At 56.7% G+C, this 24,752-nt stretch carries 22 protein-coding genes; 4 read left to right on the top strand and 18 right to left on the bottom strand.

Annotation, left to right across the window (positions count from 1 at the left end; genetic code table 11):
• Window positions 1-58: 58 nt before the first annotated feature.
• The 10 genes from QZR18_RS00990 to dacB form a co-directional block, all read right to left on the bottom strand.
• Entirely contained in the window at window positions 59-934 is an 876-nt protein-coding gene (locus tag QZR18_RS00990) for a phage prohead protein (protein WP_295910050.1), read from the bottom strand.
• Between the two features lie 4 nt (window positions 935-938).
• Complete coding sequence (locus QZR18_RS00985) at window positions 939-1,478, bottom strand: DUF3180 domain-containing protein (protein ID WP_178706153.1); 540 nt, start codon at window positions 1,476-1,478, stop codon at window positions 939-941.
• Window positions 1,475-3,973, bottom strand: a complete 2,499-nt coding sequence (folK, locus tag QZR18_RS00980) for a 2-amino-4-hydroxy-6-hydroxymethyldihydropteridine diphosphokinase (RefSeq protein WP_295910048.1) — start codon at window positions 3,971-3,973, stop codon at window positions 1,475-1,477. Before folK ends, QZR18_RS00985 begins: the two co-directional genes overlap by 4 nt.
• A 7-nt stretch (window positions 3,974-3,980) precedes the next feature.
• A complete protein-coding gene (gene folP, locus QZR18_RS00975; protein ID WP_295910046.1) occupies window positions 3,981-4,841 on the bottom strand; it encodes a dihydropteroate synthase in 861 nt (286 codons plus the stop codon).
• Window positions 4,838-5,410 (bottom strand): GTP cyclohydrolase I FolE, encoded by a 573-nt coding sequence (gene folE / locus QZR18_RS00970; RefSeq protein ID WP_178706159.1) that lies wholly within the window; start codon window positions 5,408-5,410, stop codon window positions 4,838-4,840. Before folE ends, folP begins: the two co-directional genes overlap by 4 nt.
• Window positions 5,407-7,476, bottom strand: coding sequence for an ATP-dependent zinc metalloprotease FtsH (gene ftsH, locus QZR18_RS00965; RefSeq protein WP_178706162.1), 2,070 nt, complete (start codon window positions 7,474-7,476; stop codon window positions 5,407-5,409). The genes folE and ftsH overlap by 4 nt, the downstream gene beginning before the upstream one ends.
• A gap of 11 nt (window positions 7,477-7,487) precedes the next feature.
• On the bottom strand, window positions 7,488-8,042 hold the full coding sequence (hpt, locus tag QZR18_RS00960; protein ID WP_178706164.1) for a hypoxanthine phosphoribosyltransferase: 555 nt from the start codon (window positions 8,040-8,042) through the stop codon (window positions 7,488-7,490).
• 66 nt (window positions 8,043-8,108) lie between these two features.
• Window positions 8,109-9,224 (bottom strand): tRNA lysidine(34) synthetase TilS, encoded by a 1,116-nt coding sequence (gene tilS / locus QZR18_RS00955; protein ID WP_178706166.1) that lies wholly within the window; start codon window positions 9,222-9,224, stop codon window positions 8,109-8,111.
• Window positions 9,206-10,033, bottom strand: coding sequence for a hypothetical protein (locus QZR18_RS00950; protein ID WP_178706169.1), 828 nt, complete (start codon window positions 10,031-10,033; stop codon window positions 9,206-9,208). The genes tilS and QZR18_RS00950 overlap by 19 nt, the downstream gene beginning before the upstream one ends.
• A gap of 95 nt (window positions 10,034-10,128) precedes the next feature.
• Complete coding sequence (gene dacB, locus QZR18_RS00945) at window positions 10,129-11,508, bottom strand: D-alanyl-D-alanine carboxypeptidase/D-alanyl-D-alanine-endopeptidase (protein ID WP_178706172.1); 1,380 nt, start codon at window positions 11,506-11,508, stop codon at window positions 10,129-10,131.
• Between the two features lie 117 nt (window positions 11,509-11,625).
• Here dacB and QZR18_RS00940 point away from each other — a divergent pair, with 117 nt between their 5' ends.
• Both QZR18_RS00940 and QZR18_RS00935 read left to right on the top strand, forming a co-directional pair.
• Complete coding sequence (locus QZR18_RS00940) at window positions 11,626-12,123, top strand: inorganic diphosphatase (protein WP_009408546.1); 498 nt, start codon at window positions 11,626-11,628, stop codon at window positions 12,121-12,123.
• Between the two features lie 716 nt (window positions 12,124-12,839).
• The gene (locus tag QZR18_RS00935; protein ID WP_178706175.1) at window positions 12,840-13,451 is read left to right on the top strand and encodes a DUF559 domain-containing protein; all 612 of its coding nucleotides are present in this window, start codon (window positions 12,840-12,842) and stop codon (window positions 13,449-13,451) included.
• A gap of 395 nt (window positions 13,452-13,846) precedes the next feature.
• On the opposite strand, the gene QZR18_RS00930 is transcribed toward QZR18_RS00935, so the two are convergent.
• The 5 genes from QZR18_RS00930 to QZR18_RS00910 form a co-directional block, all read right to left on the bottom strand.
• A complete protein-coding gene (locus tag QZR18_RS00930) occupies window positions 13,847-14,764 on the bottom strand; it encodes an ABC transporter substrate-binding protein (protein ID WP_048711474.1) in 918 nt (305 codons plus the stop codon).
• A gap of 60 nt (window positions 14,765-14,824) precedes the next feature.
• Window positions 14,825-15,496, bottom strand: a complete 672-nt coding sequence (locus QZR18_RS00925) for an ABC transporter permease (RefSeq protein ID WP_178706178.1) — start codon at window positions 15,494-15,496, stop codon at window positions 14,825-14,827.
• On the bottom strand, window positions 15,496-16,128 hold the full coding sequence (locus QZR18_RS00920; RefSeq protein WP_178706181.1) for an ABC transporter permease: 633 nt from the start codon (window positions 16,126-16,128) through the stop codon (window positions 15,496-15,498). The genes QZR18_RS00925 and QZR18_RS00920 overlap by 1 nt, the downstream gene beginning before the upstream one ends.
• The gene (locus QZR18_RS00915) at window positions 16,125-16,949 is read right to left on the bottom strand and encodes an ABC transporter ATP-binding protein (RefSeq protein ID WP_178706184.1); all 825 of its coding nucleotides are present in this window, start codon (window positions 16,947-16,949) and stop codon (window positions 16,125-16,127) included. The genes QZR18_RS00920 and QZR18_RS00915 overlap by 4 nt, the downstream gene beginning before the upstream one ends.
• A 336-nt stretch (window positions 16,950-17,285) precedes the next feature.
• Window positions 17,286-18,575 (bottom strand): C40 family peptidase, encoded by a 1,290-nt coding sequence (locus tag QZR18_RS00910; protein WP_178706186.1) that lies wholly within the window; start codon window positions 18,573-18,575, stop codon window positions 17,286-17,288.
• Between the two features lie 183 nt (window positions 18,576-18,758).
• Here QZR18_RS00910 and QZR18_RS00905 point away from each other — a divergent pair, with 183 nt between their 5' ends.
• On the top strand, window positions 18,759-19,910 hold the full coding sequence (locus tag QZR18_RS00905; RefSeq protein ID WP_178706189.1) for an alpha/beta fold hydrolase: 1,152 nt from the start codon (window positions 18,759-18,761) through the stop codon (window positions 19,908-19,910).
• On the opposite strand, the gene QZR18_RS00900 is transcribed toward QZR18_RS00905, so the two are convergent.
• From QZR18_RS00900 to QZR18_RS00890, 3 genes are all read right to left on the bottom strand, one after another.
• Entirely contained in the window at window positions 19,907-21,079 is a 1,173-nt protein-coding gene (locus QZR18_RS00900; protein WP_178706192.1) for a hypothetical protein, read from the bottom strand. The genes QZR18_RS00905 and QZR18_RS00900 overlap by 4 nt on opposite strands.
• Window positions 21,080-21,356: 277 nt before the next feature.
• Window positions 21,357-22,691: an MFS transporter gene (locus QZR18_RS00895; RefSeq protein WP_178706195.1), complete on the bottom strand. Its 1,335-nt coding sequence runs from the start codon at window positions 22,689-22,691 to the stop codon at window positions 21,357-21,359.
• A gap of 28 nt (window positions 22,692-22,719) precedes the next feature.
• On the bottom strand, window positions 22,720-23,454 hold the full coding sequence (locus QZR18_RS00890; protein ID WP_009408533.1) for a glycerophosphoryl diester phosphodiesterase: 735 nt from the start codon (window positions 23,452-23,454) through the stop codon (window positions 22,720-22,722).
• A gap of 457 nt (window positions 23,455-23,911) precedes the next feature.
• Here QZR18_RS00890 and QZR18_RS00885 point away from each other — a divergent pair, with 457 nt between their 5' ends.
• Window positions 23,912-24,571, top strand: a complete 660-nt coding sequence (locus QZR18_RS00885; protein WP_295910039.1) for a hypothetical protein — start codon at window positions 23,912-23,914, stop codon at window positions 24,569-24,571.
• Window positions 24,572-24,752 lie beyond the last annotated feature (181 nt).

Raw genomic sequence — 24,752 nt, 5'->3', positions numbered from 1 at the left:
TCAACTAGCCCCACGTTTGGACATCCCTCATTGCTCCTCACCTCAGTGGGGAAGAATTTTAATGTCCTTCTTCACCCCGCGGAGCGCTAGTCGCTTCAGAAGTGCTGGATTGCGAAGGTTCCGGCGTTGCTCCAGTCGTTGGCTGAACCGGCTGAGTGAGAGTGAATACCCGCTCGTCTCCGACCGTCTGGCCATTCAACAGCAGTTGTAAACGATAAGTTCCAGCTGGAGCAGGATCGGTCGCACCATCGGAATTCCGGTCCTTCGCATCGCACCCCGAGTAGAGCCCACCATCCCACGTCAGACCACCATTCCAGGTATCCCCGGGGATCAAGAGCAACGTCGCACTCTCGCGATCACGCTGGCACTTCGAACCGTCATAAACCGTTTCGTCGCCGCTAGAGATCTTAAAATCAATGTGTCCGAACTCAAACGAACAGGCGACTCCCGCACGGTTTTCAATGGCGACCGAGATGTTCCTGGCTTGGCCAACCTCGCCACCAGAAATGGTCGGTCGAACAGTCAGATCCGCTGAAGCGCAGGCGGGAATACGAACTCGCCCTTCCGCATCGACAATTCCATCGGCTGTGGCCTGTTCACCATCTTGAAGCGCTGCGGTTCCAGAGCGTGTCACTGTGGCAGTGGGCGTCGGCGAAGGGGTTGCAGAGGCGCTTGGAGTGGCCTTAGGCACGGAAGAGTGAGTGACCGCTGAAACGGCCTTTGCAATCCCCCACACAACAAGTGCGATGATCACAAGCAATCCAAATCCGGTGATAATACGCCTGACCCACAGGGAAGGGGGCACCTGTCCCCCAGCCGGTTTTCTTGGAGGAGTCCCAGCCGAACGGACTGTGGGACGAGCACCTGGACGTCCTGCGCGAGGAGCGCGTGAGCGTGATGCTGAGGCTGAAGAAGACCGTGGTCTATTGGGCATGAGACTACCTTCTCCCCTCAGATAAATCGCTCTTCCGAGCATTCCGTTGTGCCCCAAGAGCGCCTTTGTCACGCCGAGCGCGCGACTTCATCACCTCAGTGTCATCATCCTTTGGGTCGATGACGCACCAGCGTTCAACGATCACTCCGGCAATGCCCCACAAACCAGCACCGAGCGCACACATCAGTCCGCAAATTCCAGCGTAAACACTGGTCTGCGCTTCCCAGCGAGCGAGGAAGGCCAATGACATACCTGCTAAAAGTCCAGCACTGATCACACCGCCAAGCGCACTCGCACGAGCGAACATTGCAATTCGGAAGGCCGATACGGCGTCAACCCAAGTAGCCTTATGTACTCGAAAGCGCCGAACCTGGATTCCCATCCAGAGAAGTACGCCAGCAACAACAACAAAAACCAGAGCCAGGGCGGGATGAATAATCCACGGCCCCGCACCCTGGCGAATCGCAAAGGCGGTTGCGGCTGCGGCAAGCGCCGAAGCAGCGGCTGCCTCGGCGATCAACAGCACAATACTCAGCGGCTTCATGAATCCTCAGGACGACGACGGAAGACTGGAATCTGACCGGTAATGCTTGGACGGATTGTCACGTCGCGGTTGACAGAGGAGGGGGTCCGCGAGCCCGGAGTCATTGGTCCCTGATCAATGGAGTCATCGAGCTTGGGATCAAGAACATGGCTGTAGCGAGGCGGCAAGCTCGGCGAAGGACGATCCACTTCCTCACGCGGACTCAGCGCACTGGAGTCATCCACAACACGGACGTCCTCAGAGAAGTTCCAGCCCGGCAGCGCGCGCGAGGCGCGAGCCAGTGAAGCGGACTTCCGCTGGGCAGAGCCAGCCGAAGGCTTCGCCCCCGAAGCGTTTTGTGCAGGTGCAGCATTCTCTGTACGCGCGCGCTCCTGCGTGGGAGCCGAGGCCTGACTTCCCGCTGACGAGGCCGGCTCGGGACGGCGAGCAAAGAGCGAGCTCCGCCTTGGCTGGGTCGCTTCCACTCCGAGCGTCTGTTGCTCTTGAGGAGCAGGTGCGCGGTGCGAGAGCTTTGCACGATGAGATTGTGCAGCAAGACGATCAGTACGCGCACGGAATGGACGCGGCGAATTAGCCGTCGAGATACCCGTTCCTTCTTCGGTTACCGGACGCCAACGCGGGCGACGAGTCCGACGCCCAACGGGAACCTCAGCTGTAATCGGTGAAGTTGAGGGAGAATTCTGCGCTGGCTCTTGTGCGCTCGGGGTATCGGAAGACTGCGGTGCGGCCTCGGGAATGGGGTGTGGAAGCGTGCTGCCCTGCAGGCGTTCGAGGAGCGACTGGCGCTCGACGACGGGGCGCTCAGGCTCCGCAGAAGGGACAGGACGACGAGGCTCCAAAGAGACCATGCCCTGAGCAAGGTTGGCGGAAGCCGCAGTCGTATCTGCCGGAGACGGGGTGGCCGACAGGTGCAGTCGACGAAGCGGAGGTGCACTCACGGGAGAAGGTGCAGGAACCTGGCGGCTTGCGAGCTGCGCGGGTACCTCACCGGAAGTATCCACCGGAGAGGACACGGACGTTTCTTTGGGCGCAGGCGCGGGTTGAGCGGCGGAAACTGCTGAGGCAGAAGGCTTCGAAAGCTCGACATGGCGCGATTCAACGGATTCAACCGGGGCACCCCAGCGATCCCACAAGCGATGCCAGGTCACATCGGCGCCTTCATCAGTGGGAGCAAGGCCAGAACGCGATGCTTCGGGAAGCATGTCCAGGCGACTCGGACGCGAGGATTGGGAATTTGTCTCAAGCTTCAAAGGACGCAACTGCTCAGCATGATCGAGGCGAGGAAGGCGCATCCGGTGAAGAAGTTCATCCGAATCAGTGATCACCGATCCGGGATCTTCGAGCCAGTCCCCCACTGCGTCAAGAATTCCACCACGATCCGGAGCCTGTGCGATAAGCTCCGATGCGGCGCCGAAGCCGGAAAGCTCAGCCTTGGGCTGGGCCATCAGCCACGGAGAGAGCACAAAAGCACGCTGATGTGCACGCGGATGTGGCAGCGTCAGACGCGGGTCATCCGAGCTCACACCGTCAATTTGAATGATGTCGATATCGATGGTGCGCGAGCCCCAGACTTCATGACGTACACGACCCAAGCGTGCTTCAAGCTCGTGGATCCGATCCAAAAGGTCGAGGGGTGCCATGGACAGCGTTCCCAAAACGACGGCATTCCAATAATCAGGCTGAGGCTTTTGGTCGGGACGCAATACCGCGCGAGTACGAACCAGAGGCGAAACTTGCGTAATTTCCAGGCCATCCCAGCTGGACATTTCGTCAATTGCTCGCTTGAGGGTGACGGGAACATTGCCCAGATTTCCACCAAGTGCGAGCACTACTGCACGTGGAAACGAGGGTGCGTCAAGCTCATCCTCGGCAGGCTCTTCGCGGCGTGCCGCTTCGTTTTCCTCTTGAACCGTGTCCGCCACTAGCTCCGAGGCCGTGGCGGGCTGCTGCGGCGCCGCGGGAGAGTGCAGCTGAACAGGCTTATCCGAATCAGGGGGCTGGGATTCCTTTTCCTGGGAAGTTACGACATCTGATGGTGCACTGGGTGCAGAGGGAGCAGGGGGCAGATCCCCATCAGTATCGGGAGCACTGGGGGGAACAACATTCGATGCCGCGACGAAAGGAAGTGGGATATCACCCTTGCGGATTGTCACCGAAACATCGGTAAAGGGAACGTCGATGGGCGCTTCAGGCTTGTGGACAATAACCTCAACGCCGCGAACACGCGAATCTTCAAGAGCTGCATCAGCGATCTTGTGGCCAAGTGTTTCAATCAGACGAACCGAGGGGCCCCCAAGGATCGCGTGAGCTTTCTCTGCAATTTCGGCGTAAGAAACCGTATCGGCGATATCATCACTAAGTGCAGCGCGATCGGTATCAACCCACAAAAGCAGGTCAACAGTGAAGGTTTGAGGAGCGTCCCACTCCTTTTCGAGAACTCCGTGGACAGCCTCAGCTGTAATACCGCGCAACGCGATCACATCGAGCTGTCCCACCGTGCCCTCACCTCCCTGCACGTACAAGCTTTGCTTGTTGGCTTATGGCATGGACCCTGACGGCCCATATTCCTTCTGAAAGCGCGCGCCGAGATATATCGAGAGTTGCTTCATCTCGGTCCGAAAGGGGGGACTGACCGAGGAAGCGTTTCCGGGACGCACCTATAAGAACAGGGTACCCAAGCTCAGCAAAAATCGGCAGCGACGCGACGAGAGACCAGCATTGTTCGTTATTCAGTGAAAAACCCAGTCCCGGGTCAACAATGATGCGCTCGGGCTCAACCCCGGCCTCGAGAGCATCACGAACCTGTTGGGAAACACGCTCTCTCAAGGCAACTGCGATGGGCTGATCACCGTAGTCGAAAGACTCTTCAGGCATCCCCGGAAGCGCGCGATAGTGCTGAATAACATAGGCACAGGAGGTCGATGCAACGGCCGCATTCATCTGCGGATCCCAGCGTCCTCCACTGACATCATTGATGATGGCAGCACCCGCGTCTGCCGCACGACGCGCTGTCAATGCGTGCAGGGTATCGACAGAAACAACAACCCCGGATGCAGCAAGGCGTTGAATAATCGAGCCGATTCGCTCCCATTCTTCATCCTCGCTGATTCGCGTGGAGTTCGGACGCGTTGATTCACCGCCCAAGTCGACCAGGTCCGCACCTTCGTCAAGCATTTCCTGAGCGTGGTCGAGTGCCGCTCCCGGATCTAGAAAACGTCCCCCATCCGAGAAGGAATCTGGGGTGACATTCAAAATGCCCATGACAAGCATTCGATCCCGTGGCAGATCAATCCCTTCGGGAAGACGAGGCGGTTGTGCACCTCCCGCGAGCGCCCATGAGGAAGATGCCTCGACAGAAATCATCGGCGGACCCCACCCAATGCCAAAGACATCATTTCCGCGCGAGTGGCGTCGCGCTTGACGATTCCACGAAGAGCAGAGGTCACGGTCGAGGACCCCGGCTTGGAAATACCTCGCATCGTCATACACATGTGCTCGGCCTCGACAACAACAATGACACCCTGAGGCGCAAGAACCTCATCGATCGCATCCGCGATCTGAGCTGTCAGACGTTCCTGAACCTGCGGGCGACGCGCATAGCCTTCGACGACGCGCGCGAGCTTTGAGAGCCCCGTGACACGGCCACCCTTGGGGATATATCCCACGTGCGCATGCCCATAGAAAGGCAGCAGGTGATGCTCGCACACAGAGTAGAAGGGAATATCGCGGACCATGACAATCTCATCAGTACCCACTTCGAAGGTGGTTCTGAGATGGTCACGAGGATCTTCTTCGAGGCCGCTGAGAAGTTCACGCCACGCACGGCCCATCCGCGCGGGAGTATTGTGAAGCCCCTCGCGGTTAATGTCTTCGCCGACGGCTTCAAGAAGTGCGCGTGAGGCCTCTTCAACGCCTTGTTGATCGTAACTCACTGGGCATTCTCCTCGGGCGCGATACCACCATCGGGGTCATCCAAAACCTCTGCGGGAGCAGCCGGATCAGCCGAAGGATCATCCGCAGATTCGGACTGCGCGCGATCACTGAGGGGCATAGCGATGGGATTTCCCATAACCGCGCCCTGAACTGCGCCTTCCGCACCGTAATTCCACACCGGACGCTCATCTTGCTTGATGACATCCTTGAAGATCTCAGCAAGCTGAGCTTCATCCAGGGTTTCTTCTTCCAAAAGACGCTGGGCCAAGCGATCCAGAACCGCACGGTTCTTAGTCAGAATCTCCCAAGCCTCACGGGTTGCGTTATCCAAGAGCGCACGCACTTCCTGGTCAACGACAGAAGCAAGCTCATCAGAATAGGCACGCTCAGCGCCTCGACCGGTACCATAACCGGTCATCGGGTCCGAATCATCCGCAGTCAAACGGACGTTACCCACGCGATCGGACATGCCGTATTCAGTAACGAGCGCACGAGCCTGAGAGCTGGCCTTCTGGATGTCGTTCGACGCACCGGTTGAAGGATCACGGAACACGATTTCTTCGGCAACGCGACCCCCCATTGCATAGACCAGATCGTCAAGAATCTGATTCCTGGTCTTGGAGTAGCGATCTTCGGTGGGCAGCACCATGGTGTAACCCAGCGCGCGTCCACGCGGCAGAATGGTGACCTTCGTGACCGGATCCGTGTAGCGCAATGCCGCTGCACACAGGGCATGGCCGCCTTCGTGGTACGCGGTTACCAGCTTGTCGTGGTCATTCATGACACGAGTGCGCTTCTGTGGGCCGGCAATCACACGGTCAATGGCCTCGTCAATCGCGCGGTTATCAATCAAGTCAGCATTTGAACGAGCAGTCAGCAAAGCGGCCTCGTTCAAGACATTTGCCAGATCCGCACCGGTGAAGCCGGGAGTGCGCTTTGCGATCATGTGCAGATCGACATCATCGGTCAGGGGCTTGCCCGCAGAGTGCACGCGCAGGATTGCCTCGCGTCCCTTCAGATCGGGGGCTTCAACCGCAATCTGTCGGTCAAAACGGCCCGGACGCAGGAGGGCGGGATCAAGAATATCGGGACGGTTTGTCGCCGCGATGAAGATCAGGTTCGAGGAATCGTCAAAGCCGTCCATCTCAACGAGCAGCTGGTTGAGGGTCTGGTCGCGTTCATCTGAACCGCCACCATAACCAGAACCGCGGTGACGACCGATCGAATCAATTTCATCGACGAAGATAATCGCGGGAGCAACCTTCTTTGCCCGAGATACAAGATCACGCACACGCGAAGCGCCAACACCGACATACATCTCAAGGAATTCCGAACCTGCGATGGAGAAGAAGGGAGCCTCAGCTTCACCCGCTACAGCCTTCGCCAGCAAGGTCTTACCGGTTCCGGGAGGGCCGTAGAGCAGCACACCGCGAGGAATGCGAGCACCGACCTTGCGGAACTTCTCGGGGGCAATCAGGAACTCGCGAACTTCTTCAAGTTCCTCAACGGCCTCGTCTTCACCGGCCACGTCTGCAAAGGTAACGTTCGGGCGTTCCTGGTTAAAGTCCTTGGTACGGGTCTGGCCAAAGGGACCCATCATCTGGGATCCACCCATACGGCTCATAAAGAACCAGAAAAGACCCATGACCAGCGCCAAGGGAAAGATCGCGGCAAGAGTTGAACTCAGGAACGAGGACTGCGGGTAGTACGCATCCCAGCCTTTACCGGGATTAACCTTCTCAACCGACTCAACAATTGACTGCGATTGCGTGCGTGCATAGGTGAAGCTGATGTTCCGGCCTAGGCTCCGTTCGCGGTCATTGACACCGGTGGACTTGTGGGTCCACGGGTCCTTCAACACCAAGTTGACCTGCTGAGTTCCATCGTTAACAACGACGCGTTCAATCTGAGCTTCCTTCAGGATCTGAAGACCTTCGGAAGTATCCACCGATTGCGGCTGGAACCACGTCCACAGGAAGAACAGGGCAATCACCAGGGGAAGCAATGGGATTGCAACAAGCCCCCAGGTATTCCTCTTCTTCTTGTTCTGAGTGTTATCTGCCATGGATTTACCTTTCAGCCGCCGTATACGTGCGGTGCCAGGGTCCCAACGAAGGGAAGTTGACGGTAGTGCTCTGCGTAGTCCAGTCCGTAGCCCACGACGAATTCATTCGGGATATCGAAACCGACGTACTTGACCTCGACCGGGACCTTGAGAGCGTCGGGCTTGCGCAGGGCAGCAGCAATTTCCACAGAGGCTGCGCCTCGAGCCAGAAGGTTTTCGCGAAGCCACGACAGAGTCAGTCCAGAGTCAATGATGTCTTCGACAATCAGGACATCACGACCGGTGACGTCTGCATCAAGGTCTTTGAGAATACGGACAACGCCGGTCGACTTAGTGCCCGCACCATAGGAGGAAACAGCCATCCAGTCCATCGAGAGAGGAGTGTGGAGGTGGCGCGAGAGGTCGGCGACAACCATGACCGCGCCCTTGAGGACACCCACAAGAAGAATTTCTTTACCCTGGTAATCGGCATCAATTTCAGCGGCAAGCTCAGCCATTCGGCGTGCCAGCTCGTCTTCCGTAACCAGAATGCGTTCGAGTGCGTTTCCCATGTCCTGTGCGTCCACAGTCCCATGTCCTTTCCTGTGCGGGTCCCGACTTTATAAGAGTGCCACATGTGCGCAAAGAGGCGCTCAGCGTGGCAGAGTTTCTCGCTCTTGGCGCAACAAGGAGGAGTCAGCAGGTGTCATGGCAATGAGATACGCCTGCTTTCCCTTCCCCTTGCGTAAGAGTGTTCCCCCTGGAACCGAGATGGGCCCTTGTCCCGTCCAGTGGTCGATAAGTGCGCGCGCTTCCTGCAGATGCACATAGCTCGGTGCGCCAAGTGCGCTCAGGTAGCGGTGTAGGACGCGCATCTGCACCGCCTGGGGAACCTGCCGCAGGCACTCGATTTTGAGGATTCCCATTCCCGAGGCCGTATCCTCCCCTGGCGGCATTGCTTCCCACGCGCATGTCCACACCTGGTTCGCCCACTGATCCAAGGCCTCGTCATCGGCTGCGGACAGCTCCGCAGTGCGTGCAAGGGCGGGTACGGGGTCGATCCCCAAGCTGCTGCGCAAACTGGGAAGCGCACATTCTCGGATCGCGCTTCGACGGAGTGCACTTCCATCAGCGGCCCTCCAAGGACCATCCATAGCGTTCGAAGGATCATCAACCCAGGGAAGACCAAGTTCGCGGCATACACCAATAGTCTCAATACGTCGACATTTTATAATTGGTCGGATCCAGACGATCTCTCCCGCGTCATCACGTGAGCTCATCGCTTTCAATGACCCAACTCCAGAGCCGCGCGCCAAACGCAAAAGCACGGTTTCAGCCTGATCATCCATCGTGTGTCCGAGGAAGACCGCAACGCGCCCTCCCAAAGATCTGGCATGGTCCACAAGAGCACGCCGACGCGCATCGCGAGCCGAGGCCTCGGGCCCCCCTTCTGCCGCAAGCGTGACGCTCACCCATTCGGCGTGGGCACCGAGCGAAGCCATGCGCTCACTCACCTCACGCGCCTCGATATCCGATCCAGCACGGATCCCGTGATCAACGGTCAAGGTGTGGGGAGTAGAGCCCGCGCGCAAGCAGTGATCAATGGTCACCGCCGCGAGCGCAGTTGAGTCTGCGCCCCCGGATACGGCAATGAGTAAAGCATCGCAGTGCTGAACGGCCCACTGAACGTGCGGACGCACTTCCAGCGAGAGTGTACGTACATCTCCCTTGGGATTAGCGGGAATTGTGATCACTGGAAGCTCGGCCACATCCGGTTGTTGAAAATCGATTCAAGGCCAGGACCGATCAAGATCTGATGGACTTCATTCGCCATCTCACGGCGAAGCTGAGTAATTCCTCCGGGAGCCACTCCCCCAAGCAGGCTAATCAGAGCCCCATCAACCATAAAATCTGCAGGCCGATGCGCAGTAATCCAATTGACCGAAGACAGATCTTTCGGAGTCAATGAATCCATAAAAACATCGATGAGACACTCACGAAGAAGCAGCTGACGTGCAAGCTCTTCAGCATCAATGGCATCAATCGGCGCGGCGGTAACAAGTTCGCGGCAGTACTCCCGATAAAAAGGCGTTCGCATGGACAGCCAAGTGTCAACCCCCGCGCGCAAAGACACCCACTTTGCCCAATCTCCCAGATCAAACTTGGCGCGCACACCCGCCTCTAAAACATTCGGGGCGACAATATAGGCAGCAGCACCGCTAGGTCCGCTCACACTCAGAGAATGTTTGGCCAGCACTCCTAAAGCCGTGCACAGGGTGGCTGCGCTGGGAAGACTGCGCGGGCGCGCTCCCCATTCATCGGCAAAATCTGCCCACTGGATCATTGCGCTGCGACGCTCAATGATCGGCAGGTCCACGTGCACGCTGTCCTGCACATCAGAAGAGGAAAACTCAGCGAAGCGAGTGATCAGGGAAGGTAGACGCCCAGAAGCCCATTCTTGTCCGCGTCGAAGACGCGAGACAATCGCCTGCGCCGATGAGGCTGAAGCCCGCGGTCCAGAAAACATGCCCATCGCGCTCAGGCGCGCGATCTGTGTGAGTGAGGGATACAACGGCATGTCTCTATGCTATCGAATTGCTCTGCGCTTGTATGCAGCCTTTTCAACTGAAGCCACAGCTTCACCGGCACCGCTCAGCGAATGCTTGGAAGCACTCACATCTTTGCAATGGCAGTGACAAAATCATCCAGATAGCTGCGAGTTGAATACGCGCCATCATCGGGGACTTTGTCGAAACCGACGATGAAAATCACCTGATGTCCCTTCGAGGTCGACACCACGCCCGCAAGTGAAGAGACCTGCGAAAGAGATCCCGTTTTCGCTTGCGCATTGCCAGCAACGACCTCGTCATTCAAGCGGTGTGCGAGGGTTCCCTGCACGCCCGCCCAGGGCAGGTTTCGGACCACTCGTGGCGCAACGGGCTGCGAGGCCTCAAAACCCTGGGAAAGAATTGCCGCCAAGGTCTTTGGCGCAATCCGGTCATTCGAGGACAGGCCCGAGCAGTCCTCCAGCGAGAGTTGATCCGTGGGAATTCCGCGATCGGCCAAAGTTTTTTCAAGATTCTTGACCGCACCATCGAATGTCACTTCAGAGCCTGCCTGGCGCGCCGCAAGGTGACAATACTGGTCTGCAAGGGTGTTATCTGAGTGGTAGAGCATCCAGCGAATCTGCTCATCAAGGCTTGCAGACTGAACGGATGCGATCCGGTTCGCACCCTGCGGGGCTGCGCCTCGGACACCAAAATCGACGGAGATCCCCTGGTCACTGAGCTTTTGTGCGAAAACCTCCGCGACATTGGAGATTGAGTCGGGGTAGAACTCATTGGACTTCGGGTAGGTGCGACCCGCATCGATCGCATAGGGAGCAAGCTGGCCTTCGTAGCCGGCAACCTGCTGTTCGCTCCACGAGGCGGGACGCTTGGTGTCGGCAAAGAGCGCGGGAGCCGCGTGAAGTTCGACGTGAGAAATTCCCTGAGAGACCAAGGCATTTGCCGTGTCTTTTGCAAGGGTTTCGAGGCCTGCGCGCCCACTGACCTCAAGGGAGTTGGTTCCCTCACCCAAGAGAAGGTCGCCTTCCCCTTCGAGGTAGATGTCATCATCACTTTGCGCGACCGAAGTGGTCAGGTGCGCATTGGGGTCCAGGTGGCTGAGTGCGGTATAGGCCGTGAGGATCTTGGTGATTGAAGCCGGAGTGTGGGCGCTTTCCGCATTACTTTGGAAGAGCGTCTGACCGTTGTTCGCATCAACGACGAGCGCCCATGCGTTCCACCCGCCTTCTTCGGCTGCCGAGGCCGCGGGAGCCCACGCTTCTTGGAGTTGTTGGGCGCTGGGAGCTTGACTATCACTCTGCGACTGTGAAACATTCAATGTAGGAGCGGGCACAGCAGAGGCTGTGGGGGCTGCAGATGGCGCGGATGCTTGAGAAAGTGTGAAGATGCCAGGTGCGATATCATGCACATCTGCCACAAAATAGGCTGCGATCAGCACCACGGCGCTAGTAGCGCCTACAATCGCAGCAGTAGTCCCGCGTCGCATGTGGGGATTGTCCTTCCATCAATGGTCTAGGAACAACCCTAATGCTTCGAGGGGTAGTAATACGTAATCGACATCCACGTGGTGGATCAACGACTCAACCAGTCAGGAGAGGCTCTAATGGAATTCGACGTGACCATCGAGATTCCTAAGGGAAACCGAAACAAGTACGAGATTGACCACGAAACGGGACGCATCCGTTTGGATCGTATGCTCTTCACCTCGACTCGCTATCCCGATGACTACGGCTTCATCGACGATACTTTGGGCGAAGACGGCGACCCCTTGGATGCGTTGGTTCTGCTTGAAGAGCCGACCTTCCCGGGCTGCGTGATCCGCTGCCGCGCACTGGGCATGTTCCGTATGCGCGACGAAAAAGGCGGTGACGATAAGGTCCTGTGTGTTCCCGCATCCGATCAGCGTGCAGCATGGCGTACCGAGATCGAAGACGTCTCAGAATTCCACCGTCTTGAAATCCAGCACTTCTTCGAGGTCTACAAGGACCTGGAGCCCGGCAAGAGCGTTGAGGGCGCACACTGGGTTGGACGCGAAGAGGCCGAGGAAGAAATTCGTCGTTCCTACCAGCGCGCAGAAGAGCACGGTTTCAACGCGCACTGATCGCTTAAACACTTTTTCAACGGGATTGGGCTGGTGTTCTCACGAACACCAGCCCAATCCTGTTTACAAAACAGACACACGAAGTCGGCAAATGGCACAGGCTATAACCCGTGACGTTTAGCGACTTCATGTGACTTTTCTGAGATAACGAACGGGAGCAGCCAAGCCATAAGCGCCACTCATACGATTCGCCCAAGAGCGATCCATAGGGTGTACATACAATCGGCGTTTTCCACAGATCTTTCCAACGTTCGTACGTTTGGATGCCGCTATTAAACACTGAATAGATGAACGAAGAAGAGACAGAAGGGAGCGTGCTCTCCCGATCGACACGAGAAGTTCATTTAGCACCAATAGACGGAAGCTCTCACTCACAAGTCAGGGTGAAACGCGGATTTATACTGACCATTCCGGCGGGATTAGCTCGGTGGGAAGTTAATCAATACATTGATCGTGCACGTATTGTTTCTCTCGCACAATCACGAGATCCGCGGATTGTATACGTTGGAACCAGCTCGCTTTGTGTCCAGAGAGTTCCACTGTGGTCATCGAACCACGACATCACCTTTTGGTGTCCTCAGCCCTATCCAAATTCCACTCTCCCATCGGTGCGCTACTCAGGTTTCACCATTCCACGTGTGAAGGTGAGGAAACTGCGCAGACCTCCGCTGACAGATCACCGGTTAACAGAGAATGGTGTTCTCGTAGAAGACAAATTGGATGCAGCTCTTCGTCTTGCGATGGGGTCGCAACACTTTGAGGCTTTTGTCGCCATGTGCATGACACTGCACACCGAATCTAATTTTTCGCTACAGTGCATCGGGGACTCAAGGAAGCGTGAAAACAACCTACGCGAGGAACTTACTCAACGATTATCTATTGCCCAGGAAAACGGCTGGAAATATGGAATCTCTACCGCGAAGCTCATTGTGAAGAACGCAGATGCAGGATGCGATAACCCCGCCGAAGCGGCAATGCTCTACGCGATTCGAAGCATCTACAGCGGTCCCGTGCTGACTCAGTTCGAAATTAATGGCAGTACAGGGAGGTACTTCATTGATTTCACCCTTCCAGAGAAAGACGTCGCGATCGAATTCGATGGGATGAGCAAACTGGGAAGTACGAATGAAGACCTCTACCGCGCAAAACAACGGTGGATTCGTCGAGAACAGGACCTGCGCGACTGCGGATGGAATGTCATTCGATACTCGTGGGAGCAGCTAAAGAACCTGCCTCGTCTTCAGATCGATCTTGCCCAACGGCTCGACTTGCTCGAGGCCATACCAACGACTTCTAGCCAGCTGTGGGACAAGGGGTATATCGATTGAGTATCCAGCGTCTTTCACCAACTTCGTGTGGCAGCAGAGAACGAACGCCCTGTTGCGAAAGCGGCGAGAGCATCACGAGCAGCACCCCAACTACCTCCACACGAAAGCTCTACGCTCGCCTAACCTCCACACGTTGTCGCCAAATGTCACAGGCTATAGCGCATGACATTCACCGACTTCGTGTGCAATTAGATGAGAGAATTGCCAACTTCGTGTGGCATTTCGGGATGAGCTGGCGGCACCTGACACCACACAAGCGCCCCCGAACAACCACAGCAAGCGTGAAGTGCCCGCTTCACTTGTGCAGCAAGTGCCTTACTTGTGCAGCAAGTGCCTTACTTGTGCAGCGAGCACCTCACTTACGCAGCAAGTGCCTTACTTGCGCATCAAGCCTTTTACTTGTGCGGCAGCCCCTTTGATTCAAGCCACTTCGACGCAATCGCGGAGGCAGACTGCGCCTCAACAGTCGACTGCCGATTCATCTCAATCAAATCCTTGGCATCCATAGCCCCACTGACCTTGTTGATAACAGCGGCTGCATCCTGGTTGATCTTCGTGGAAACAACTGGCACAACGTGCGATGCCAAGAAGAGGCCCTTCGGGTCCTTGAGGACCGTCAGACTTCCGTCTGCAAGGGCGGGGTCCGAAGAGTAGATGTTCGCCAGCTGAATCGAACCATCATTCAGCGCCTTTACCGTCAGCGGCCCGCCCGAGTCTTCAATCGGCGTGAAACCAACCTTCACACCGTATTCCGATTCCAGTCCCTTCGGCCCATACGGACGCGTGGCAAGCTCAGAGTTGCCTCCAAGAGTGATCTGTCCAGCATTCGCCAGGTCGCCAATTGAGCTTAGAGAGTGCTCGGAAGCGAAAGAAGTGGTGACAACATAGGAGTCTTGGTCGGTTGCGGGGGCTTCGTCCAATACGCGCAACCCCTTGGGCAGGGCCGCACCCAGTGCCTGGTAAACCTCAGCATCCGTACGAGCACTCGCATCTTTATCGAAGTACTGGAGCAAGTTGCCCGTGTACTCGGGGAAAACATCGATCGAACCGGATTCCAGCTCGGGCATGTAGACCTCGCGCTGACCAATGCGCAGCTGACGCTCGACCGTGAAGCCTGATCCTTCAAGCGCCTGGGCATAGACCTCGGCCAGGATTTCATTCGAGTAGTAGTCTTGGGAGCCAACCACGATCTTTGACGAGGCCGCACCTTCCTCTGCTTTTTCACCACCTTCTAGGGACTTCCCTGTGCTGCATGCGGTGAGTACAACGGCAGTAAATGCCGCTACAACGGCGGCGAGAGCAGAGCGTTTCATTATCTCTCCTTTGGTTTTGTCTTCTGAGTGCAGAAAAGTCTGTAAGCGAATGTGATGAAGTTATAAAGCTTGTGAATCCGAATGGGTTCTGGAGCGCAGGAGACGTATGAACCCTGCAAGTATGGCGTCGGTGACGAGTGCCAGCGCAACGACAACGATTGCGCCTCCGATCATCTGTCCATAATCACGCGTCTTCAGCCCTGTGTAGAGGAAACGTCCCAATCCAAGGTTCGCTGTGTATGCAGCCAGTGTGGCCGTCGCGATCACCTGGAGTACCGCTGAGCGCACACCAGCAAGAATCAGTGGTGCGCCCGCTGGAATCTCAAGCTGTGTGAGGATCTGACCTTCAGTCAGACCGATCGCTCGCGCCGCATCGGATGATCCTTGAGAAGAGATCACACCGGAATATGCACCTGCGATAATCGGCGGGATTGCAAGTGCAACCAAAGCAATCAAGGGAGCTTGCCAACCGATTCCAAGCCACAAGCCAACCAGGGTGAGGAGGCCAAGAGTAGGCACCGCACGCGCGGCGCCGGTCCCGATCATGACGAGGTTCTTCCAACGTCCGGTGTGCCCGATATACACTCCGATTGGCAATGCAATGAGTGCCGAAATAGAAACAACAGCTGCAACGAAGACGATGTGCTGACCCACTCGTTCGAGAATCCCGGATGGCCCTAGCCAATTGTGTCCATCCACCAGCCATTGAAAGGCTTCAAATAGGAGGTTCATTACTTTCGCCTCCACGGTGTCATTAGCGCTCCCAGACCGGCTGCAAGTGCATCCAAAAGCAGAGCCAAGGCAATCGTCATTACCAGACCAGCCAAAACTTCAACGGTTAATCCACGCTGGAAGCCATCGGTAAACAGAGTTCCCAGCGAGCGCACACCAATGAACGCACCAATTGTGACCAAAGATACCGTCGAGGTAATGACCACTCGTGTCCCAGAAACGATCACGGGAATGGCCAAAGGAAGCTCAACCGTGCAGAATCGGCGGAAACACGACATTCCCAGTGCATCGGCGGACTCGAGGACGTCAGCAGGAACAGCGGCGAAGGCCTCGGCGCACTGACGAATCAGCACGGCGATTCCGTAAATCGTTAGCACAACAACCATGTTGACTCGCGAGCGAAGAGCAATTCCTGACAGAACAGGAATGACAATCAGGAGGGGCAACGAAGGCACCGCGTAGAGAACTGTCAGGAAAGAAAGAACTGCACCCCCAAACCCTTTCGAACGCTGCGCCCACGCTCCTATAGGAACTGCAATCAGCACCGAAGCAATAATCGCGGGCACTGCGATGGTGAGATGGGTGAGGGTGAGCTCGCCAATGAGTGCCCAGGAAGCGGAGAGCCAATTCACGCGCGTTCCCCCTGGGCGTGGTTTTCCGAGGCCGTACCGGGTTTCTTCGCTTGGTCTCCGCCGGTTGCACCTTCCAAGATTCGTTCGCGCTCGCTGATTGCGGAGGTTCCGAGGAACTCGCGAACAAAGTCATTGGCTGGATTTAAGAGAAGGTCGCGCGGAGTCCCTTCCTGTGCAATCTGTGCTCCCTCACGAAGGAGTGCAATGCGATCTCCCAGAAGAATGGCCTCGTCAATATCGTGAGTGACGAAGAGGATCGTGGTGCCCAGGGACTTTTGAATGCGGCGAAGTTGGCGCTGGAGGTCGGCGCGTACCAGAGGATCAAGGGCTCCGAAGGGTTCGTCCATCAAGAGAATGTCTGCACGGTTTGCCAAGGCTCGTGCAACACCGACGCGCTGACGCTGACCTCCGGAAAGCTGGGCGGGGTAGCGCGTCGCCATCGAGGGGTCGAGGCCGACGAGCTCCATGAGTTTCAGCGCATCTGCTCGCGCGCTTGCCTTTGACGCGCCTTCTAGAACTGGAACGGTTGCAATATTGTCAACGATATTTCGATGTGGGAAAAGACCGCCATCTTGAAGGACATAGCCAATAGAGCGGCGAAGGGCGACAGGATCTTCATGCGCGACATCGCGGCCACGGACTGTAACAGTTCCGGAGGTGGGAGTCACCATACGGTTCACCATTCGCATGAGTGTTGTCTTGCCGCAGCCTGAGGTCCCCAGGAACACCGTTGTTGTGTGCGGGGCGATCGTTAAAGAAAAATCCTCAACCGCTTTCGTATCGGGTGAATATGTTTTCGACACGTGGTCGAAGGTGATCATGACATTCCTCTTCGCGATGACGAAACGCTGATGCGTCGTTGCCAATTTGTGGCGTCACCAGAGAAAACGACCATTTACGGGAACTTATTTCTTGTTTGCTCTAAGTTGAGCCAACTCACAAACGGATCTGTAGCGCCCTCAGCATAAACATCTCAGCGCTGCGGCTCAGAACTAGTCGTCCCACGCAGATAAAACGAGGCCCGGGCGTCTTCCCCAAACGCCCGGGCCGATTGTCCAGCCACCTCCACAGGACGTCGCGAAATGTCACAGGCTATGCCACGTGTCATTCACCAACTTCGTGTGTGAATTAGAGGAGAATGCCCCCGACTCACACCGTCATACCACGCGCACTGCGTAGGGCAGAACCGCGCTCCATCCGTAGATCGAGGTGATTCGAACCGGAACACCAAAGGTGGGCGCCTCGATGATCTGGTTGTTACCCAGGTAGATCGCAACATGGTCGATGTTGCCACCATCCCAGTTCCAGAAAATCAGATCGCCGGGCTGGGCTTGGCTGACCGGCACGCGAGTACCTTCCGAGTACTGTGCCTGCGACCAGTGGGTCAGGTAAATACCCTGCGAACGGTACGCCATGGTGACCAAACCGGAGCAGTCATAGCCGGGGCCTTCGCCCGCCCACACGTATCGCGCACCGAGTTTACTCTTCGCCCAAGCGATGGCGCCTGCAGCGGCATCAGAATTACCGCCGCCACCGCCACCCCGCGATGGAGTGTCATCGTCATAGCTGGCTGCCGGGGCAGGAGCTGGCGTGTACGAGTTCTGCTGTTCACGTGCGCGACGTGCAGATTCGGCAGCTGCCTGCTGGCGCGCAGCCTCTGCTGCGGCAGCCTGGCGTGCGGCTTCAGCTGCTGCCGCCTGACGCTGCGCCTCAAGCTCGGCCTCGCGTTGATTAATCAGCTCAACGGTTGTGTTCTGCTTGCGCGCGAGCTCCGCAACCAGAGCATCACGGCGAGCAGCAGTTATTGCCTGTGCATTACTTGCGTTATTTGCAGCGCTCTGAGCCGCAGCGGTACGAGTTTCAACCTGTGCGGTTGCTTCCGCCTGCTTTGCCTGCGCCTGGATCGCAGCGTCGTTCATGACGTTTGCGACCTGCTCGAGCGCGGCAACCTTTTGCATTTTGACGTTCGCCGAGGCCGAGAAGGAGTTGAGCGTAGCCTGCTTGGTTTCGACCGTGCGCAGCCCGTCGGCGGAAAGATAGGGGGCGATGGCGTCAAGGGATGAACCACCATCGCGGTATGCTGTCTGTGCGATGGAGGCGATCTCTTGCTTCCCCGCCTCGTAATCAGCCTTCGCTTTATCAGCATCCGCTTGCGCTTGACGCGCGGTCTGAGTCGCCTGTTCAAGCGAGTAGCGGGCACCATTCAGCTCTTCCTCAGCACTCATGGCTTTCTGAAGTGCAACTTCAGCTTCGCTTTTTACGCTTGCAAGTTCTACTTCGATCTGAGCGACCGACATTTTTGCCGCATTTTCGGCTTCGCGGGCTCGTGCGATCTCTTCGTCACTGGGAGCTGCAAGAGCGATACCGGGAGTTGCTGCAGCGAGTGATGCAAATAGCGCGGTCACGCTGATTGCGCGAATACCGCGGCGCTTTGTCTCACGTCTCACTGGTCCACCTGTCGTTGTACGCCGGGATAAGGGCGTGCGTCGTCATATACAGCATTCGAGAGTAGTTCACTTAGGCAACATTCGCAACAATGTTTAACCGAAGCCACATAAATCACGATCGCAACATTTGTAACATTTGCCCCAAATAACGATATCTTTCACGCGAAGATCCACATAAAATCAATGCAGATCCCCAACACAGGAGTGAGAACAGTGGACGAAACCGAGCTCCCCGAGTCCCCAAGCAGCACCGATGGCTTCGACGGCCTCGTCGACGAGGCCGTGCTGGCCCCCTGGGGAGAAGAAGGTCCAGCCCCCGTTGGCCAGTGGCGACGCGACGTGCTGGGTGAGGGCTACGAATCGCGCACCATCCCCCTCATGGATGATGACGCAGGTCCTGTTGTTGCAACTTTGGTTCGCTACCAAGGCCACGCAGCTTCTTCCCCCTCCCCCCGTTTCATTACCCTGTACATTCACGGCCGCAACGACTACTTCTTCCAGCGCGAGCTAGCCCAAAATATAGCCGACTGCGCAGGGGCCTTCTACGCAATCGACCTACGCAGGTACGGCCGTTCGCTACGCCCCGGCCAGCGCATGGGATTCGTTTCGAACCTCAGCTTGTACGATGAGGAACTCGGAGAAGCTCTGGATCTGATCCGCAATGATTATCCCGACCTTCCACTTGTTCTCATGGGTCACTCAACGGGCGGATTGCTTGCAACACTGTGGGCAAATCGCCATCCCGGCGCGATCGACGGCCTCATCTTGAATTCTGCGTGGCTTGAAATGCAGACAATGGCTTCCATGCGTTCAACCATGGCTCCAATTCTTGAACGCATTGCCTCTCGAAATCCGATGTGGGCGGTTCCAGGAGGAGGCAGCGGCCCAGATAACTACGCACGCTCGCTCCACGAGGGCTGGAACTCGCTAGAAGCCCCCCTACCGGAATCTCTCAAGGCCTACGCCGACGACCCCGCTGTTCAGGGATGGGATTACGCGCTGGAGTGGAAGCGTCCCGGCTCCTACCCGGTTTACGCAGCCTGGCTCGAGGCAATCCTTGAAGGCCACGACAGTGTTGCAACTTCGGTCAAATTGGATATTCCAGTGCTTTCGATGATGTCGACATCAAGTTTCTTCAGCGAAGAATTCACGCCAGAAACCTTTTCAAGTGACGTCGTCTTAGATCGGGAAGTCATCTTGGAGCGCTCATCGCGCTTAGGGCCACTGGTCACCATTGCCAGTTTCCCGGGCAAGCACGACCTGCTGCTCTCTGACCCTCAGGTGCGCGCACGGGTCTACGAAACAATGGATCGCTGGATTAAGGCGTTTATCTAATCGCGTGAGTACTCGCGAATGATCTCTCGGTTGACCTCTGCCAGGGACTCACCCAAGGTCGGGCCTTCTTCCCCACCCAGGTGCCACAGCGTCCAGCCGTTACCGGAAACACCAAAGTAGGAAAGCGCATCCTGCGGGTCATCCCAGCTCTCTTCGCCCGAGCGGAACAGACCCTCGGCAGTGAATTCACACTCTGCCTGAGGAACCTTAACGATAATTGCGGGAACATCCTCGGCAATAATCTGTCCAAGGACACGCAGGGCAGCCGCATCTCGCGAGAGGATGGGGATCCCCGCCTCGCGTGCGGCGCGGAGCTCTTCGCTCTCCTCTTCGAGGTCGTCGTCACCATCTTCACCAACGACTGGCGCAGCATGATGATGCAAATCGCTTCCTTCGAGCGCGTGCTCAGCTTCCATTTCAGGAGCTTGCGGCTCTAAGGTCTCAGCGTCGGCAGCAGGCTCGGAAGGAACAAAGTCAACGGCCGCGGAGGATTCAATGGTCACGGGAGCGGACACGTCCCGGATTGACGAGGCGATCGCGGGGACGTCATCAGAGCGCCCGGCCAGCAGGTGAGGAGCGTGCGCGTAGGTACGCGGGCCCACAGCGTGAACTTCGAGGAAAGAACGCCCATTGCTCATCTCGCGCAAGCTCATTTCATGAACCTCAACGCCGGAGGCAGCCAGAACTTCAAGCGCCGGACGAACTGCGGGATCGATGCGGCCAACAACCATGACCAGACGCGGCCCCGCACCGGGCGAGGGCGGCATTGAATCGCGGAATTGAATCCACCCGGACTTGAAAGCTGCGACGCCTCCGGGATATTCACGAGCCAGATCCGACCACGACAGCGCGGCAGTTCCAGCAAGGCGCGAAAGGGACTGAATCAGCGTATCTGAGTCAAGGAAATCAAGAATCTCGACCGAAACAACTTGACCCGAAGGATCAAGGGCAGTCAATCGAGGAGCTTCGTCTTCTGTGGAGCCATCGACAAAGGCCGAACCTTCAAAGGGGGAAATATCTCGCCAAGTGATGGGGAAAAGTGGGCGCGAAACGATCTCGAGCACCTGATTACATACGGCATCAACGATTTCGGGGGTCAAACCGTCGGATACTGAGCGGCCGAATTGGGCAGGGATCAAACGCCCCTCGTCGAATTCAAAGAGAGCCATGAAGCTTCCAACCCCTCGCGCTGATGCTAGATGTGTTGATGAATGGTAGATGCGATCTGGTCTTATTGTTCCACAATCACGCCGAGGCGTGGACGAAGACGGGCCGGAGAAGTTGAGAGTGATGACGGGGAAGCAAGGGCTTGAGGACATGTAAAAGACGGGTCCTCATCGTCTAGGTCCGGTACCGAAGTACCTGGGACGATAAGGACCCGCCTCAGTCAGTTCAGCCTCGAGAGGCCAACTGGTTTGGATTCAGCGGAAAGTGTCCTCGAAAGGATCACTCAACCTCGGCGCTCAGAGCCTTCTTGCGACGGTTCGAGAACACCAGCGCGTAGGCGCAAACAGCACCAACGAGTGCCACGCAGAGCGTGATCAGGAAGATGATGCGGTAGCCATCGTAGGGGTTGGCCTCGTGAGCGGTGATGATTCCAGCGGTGGTCGGGTTGCCCCAAAGAATGGAGGCGTAGACCAGGAAGGAACCGACCGACATTGCGGAGCCGTTGATTTCCTCGGGCAGGTGCAGCTCGGCGATAGGAGCAAGCAGCACGGACTTACCAAGGAAGACACCGAATGCCATGACGACCAGCAGGATCATTGCAGGCCACATCATCGAGTCGGATGCGGGCAGCAGGTAAACCAGACCAACGCCGATGGCGATAACGGTCAGAGCGACTGCGACCATGGTGGTCGAGGACTTGAAGACGTAGTCAGCGAGCACACCTGCAACGAGGCCGGCGATGATGCCAACGAAACCGGTCGAGAAGATACCGAATGCACCAGAGGCCGCGTCAGATGCGTGGAAGACCAGCTTCAGGTAAGGAGCCGAGGAGTAGATCAGGTTGACGTAGCTCCAGTAAACACACATGCCGGCGATACCTGCGAACCAGACACCGGGCTGTGCCAGAACCTTGAGCAGACCCATGAGAGCTGCGGTGTTCTTGGAGTGGCCTTCGGACTCGGCAACAGCGTTGGCGGGAACGAAGCGCAGGATGGCGATGATGTTCGGGATCAGCAGCAGCGAGTATGCAAGACCGAAGCCGATCATGATGCCGTTTGCGTGGGTCGGGAAGATAGCCATGAAGCCGATGATGATGAGGTTCATGCAGAACTCAACGCCACGACGGATGGACTCGAGGAGGCCCATTGCGAGGCCACGGCCCTTGGAGTCAGAGTCGGATGCCATGAAGGAAACGCCGTTGACGACGGCGGGCCAACCGATGGCGTCCCAAATTGCCCACGTAATTGCAATGCCAACAAGCATCTTGATGTTCAGGTGGTAGCCCAAGACCGGGGAGAGCCACAGGAACAGGAAGGTCAGCAGTCGCCAAGAGGCGAAGGCGATCAGAATGTTACGGATGGGGAAACGGTTGTTCACCCAGCCGGCGGGCACGTACATGAACATGGCGATGCCAAGCCAGCCCATGATGGTACCGAAGTCAGCGACCGTAATGCCAAGAGCATTGGTCACGGGGATCAGCAGAGATCCCTTAAACGCCTCGAAGGAGACGTAGACCAGCTGGCCGGTCAACACGACAGAGAGGAAGCCGCCCAGGCGTCCCTTCTGCATGAACTTAGGGAGGCGCGACTTTGTGCCTACTGAGGTTTCAGACATGTTGTTGAATTTACCTTTCGAGATTCACTCACTGAAGATGGGCAAAAGAGTCCGCAACATCGGTGAAGACACCGGTTGCGCCCCAATTGAAGAGCTCATGTGCTCGGTCAATCGAGTTCACGGTCCACACGTTGACACCGAAGCCTGCCTCACGGAAGGCCTCAACCTTGGACTTGGTCAGACCGCGGTCCTCGGGGTGAATGTATGACGCGCCAACCAGCTCGAGCATGGACTTCCAGTCGTCGTAGAGAGCACAAGTCTCGTACAGGCAGCCCACTTCGTACTGAGGTGCGCGTTCCTTAATCTTCGCCAGCAACACGTGATTAAAGGAGGAGAAGAAAACCTCTCGTTCGGGGTCGAGTCCAGTCAGCGCATCAAGAATCGAATCAATGAGGCGCATGGACATGGCGCCACCGGCCTCATTCGACTTGATCTCAATGTTGGCATTCAGTCCACGACGGTTGAGGAGCTCGATCAGCTGCTCAAGGGTAGGCAGGGGCTGCCCGGCGAATTCCGGAGAGAACCATGAACCAGCATCAATCGATGCCAGATCTGCCTTCTCGAGGCCGTAGTACGACCCGCTGCGATTGGTCGTACGATCAAGCGACGTGTCGTGGATGACGATTGGAGTACCGTCACCAAGGATGTCGACGTCAGTCTCAATCCAGGTGAGACCAGCATCTGCAGTCTTTTCAAAAGCTGCAAGACTGTTCTCGGGTGCGACACGGTTCAAACCGCGGTGTGCAAAAATGCGACGTTCCATAGAAGTTCACTGACTTCCTTGTCGAGGATGGACAAAACCTAAAGATCAGGGACTAATAGTCTCCGATCTCCGCTGTTAATTATGTGACTGGTATGTTCGAGTTTCATGCTTACAAATGTGTTCCCGCACACAGATTTGCATATTTGCTAAACGCGAACATCGATAGCTAAACTGCATTTTCGCAGGTCGAAAGCTATTCCAAAGAAATTGCGCAGCATTTACCCAGCTTTGTGCACTTATGTGCAGTGACATCTGCACCTATGTGCGGATACATAGTTGTACTATTCGCCACTCTAGAGAAGCGGACAACCCGTCAGGTCTTAATTTCTCGATTAAAAATTGGAAAAGGTACCAGCAAAGAGCGCTAAATCCAGCAGAACAAATACTGTTCAAGCACCAATTTCCGCGCTCATCAAGGTATCAGCTAGCACAAATTTCACATTGTTAGGATGAAGGCATGCCCTTGCTGTTCATACTGCTCATTTTCGCGATCATCATCGCCTTCCTCTTTTTCTACATGCGATTACTGCTGTGGATGCTCTTCTCCCCCGACTACGTACTTGCCATAGGGCTTACCGGCATTTTCACAATGGGCCACATGACATGGCTGACATCCTCAGAAACGGCCCACTTCATTTGGGCTGTTGTTGCAATGGTTATTGTCGGATTCGCCTATCACAAGCTCAATAACCTGCTGTACGCGGCCTCTCGACGCATCTATGCGATTGTCAGTTTCCCGATCGTGGTTATATCTAGCCTGATCCTCATGCTGACTGTTGTTTTGATGTTCTTGGAAGAATTCGCACCCAATCTTGCAGATAATCCAACCATCAAACACGCCATTTATACTGTGCTTGCCCTGATCATTGCCGTTTATGCATGGCGCAAACGGCAAACGACTATGGCCCAGCTACACTCCCCCACGAACATCGTGCTAACCAACGGCAATGTGATGGTGGTGGAGAGCAGCAGTCCCACGCCCACGTCGCCCTATACGCCGCCCGCGATATCGTATGCACCGCCCGTGTCACCGTATTCGCCCCCAGCGACTCCACCTACGCCGGCCCCCGGCGCTTTCCCGCCGCCACCCGGTAAGGGCGGATTCAAGAATTACTGACGCTCGGGCGATCTCTTGGCTCCATAGGCTGTCATAAAAATTCGCCGCAAGTGCCCCGGAAACGCAAGGTACCCCGGAAACACAAGTACCCTGAAACGCAAGTGCCCCGCCAGCCGAAGCTGGCGGGGCACCGCGCTATATCAGCGCCGGACGGTCCCTGCCGACCCCCACTTCACGGTGT

Origin of the sequence: uncultured Actinomyces sp., assembly GCA_900541895.1 — a bacterium.
In the GTDB taxonomy this organism is placed as follows: Bacteria; Actinomycetota; Actinomycetes; order Actinomycetales; family Actinomycetaceae; genus Pauljensenia.
Note: the sequence above shows the minus strand (reverse complement) of the source record. Positions and strands in the feature narration are given on the sequence as shown.

What these genes read in the sequence shown, in the direction of transcription:
- QZR18_RS00925 (WP_178706178.1), bottom strand. Translation starts at nt 15,496, where the DNA reads ATGAACCTCCTATTTGAAGCCTTTCAATGGCTGGTGGATGGACACAAT.
- dacB (WP_178706172.1), bottom strand. Translation starts at nt 11,508, where the DNA reads ATGCGACGCGGGACTACTGCTGCGATTGTAGGCGCTACTAGCGCCGTG.
- QZR18_RS00950 (WP_178706169.1), bottom strand. Translation starts at nt 10,033, where the DNA reads ATGCCGTTGTATCCCTCACTCACACAGATCGCGCGCCTGAGCGCGATG.
- QZR18_RS00940 (WP_009408546.1), top strand. Translation starts at nt 11,626, where the DNA reads ATGGAATTCGACGTGACCATCGAGATTCCTAAGGGAAACCGAAACAAG.
- QZR18_RS00900 (WP_178706192.1), bottom strand. Translation starts at nt 21,079, where the DNA reads ATGGCTCTCTTTGAATTCGACGAGGGGCGTTTGATCCCTGCCCAATTC.
- QZR18_RS00915 (WP_178706184.1), bottom strand. Translation starts at nt 16,949, where the DNA reads ATGATCACCTTCGACCACGTGTCGAAAACATATTCACCCGATACGAAA.
- folP (WP_295910046.1), bottom strand. Translation starts at nt 4,841, where the DNA reads ATGATTTCTGTCGAGGCATCTTCCTCATGGGCGCTCGCGGGAGGTGCA.
- QZR18_RS00905 (WP_178706189.1), top strand. Translation starts at nt 18,759, where the DNA reads ATGCAGATCCCCAACACAGGAGTGAGAACAGTGGACGAAACCGAGCTC.
- ftsH (WP_178706162.1), bottom strand. Translation starts at nt 7,476, where the DNA reads ATGGCAGATAACACTCAGAACAAGAAGAAGAGGAATACCTGGGGGCTT.
- QZR18_RS00985 (WP_178706153.1), bottom strand. Translation starts at nt 1,478, where the DNA reads ATGAAGCCGCTGAGTATTGTGCTGTTGATCGCCGAGGCAGCCGCTGCT.
- QZR18_RS00990 (WP_295910050.1), bottom strand. Translation starts at nt 934, where the DNA reads ATGCCCAATAGACCACGGTCTTCTTCAGCCTCAGCATCACGCTCACGC.
- QZR18_RS00895 (WP_178706195.1), bottom strand. Translation starts at nt 22,691, where the DNA reads ATGTCTGAAACCTCAGTAGGCACAAAGTCGCGCCTCCCTAAGTTCATG.
- QZR18_RS00890 (WP_009408533.1), bottom strand. Translation starts at nt 23,454, where the DNA reads ATGGAACGTCGCATTTTTGCACACCGCGGTTTGAACCGTGTCGCACCC.
- QZR18_RS00930 (WP_048711474.1), bottom strand. Translation starts at nt 14,764, where the DNA reads ATGAAACGCTCTGCTCTCGCCGCCGTTGTAGCGGCATTTACTGCCGTT.
- QZR18_RS00885 (WP_295910039.1), top strand. Translation starts at nt 23,912, where the DNA reads ATGCCCTTGCTGTTCATACTGCTCATTTTCGCGATCATCATCGCCTTC.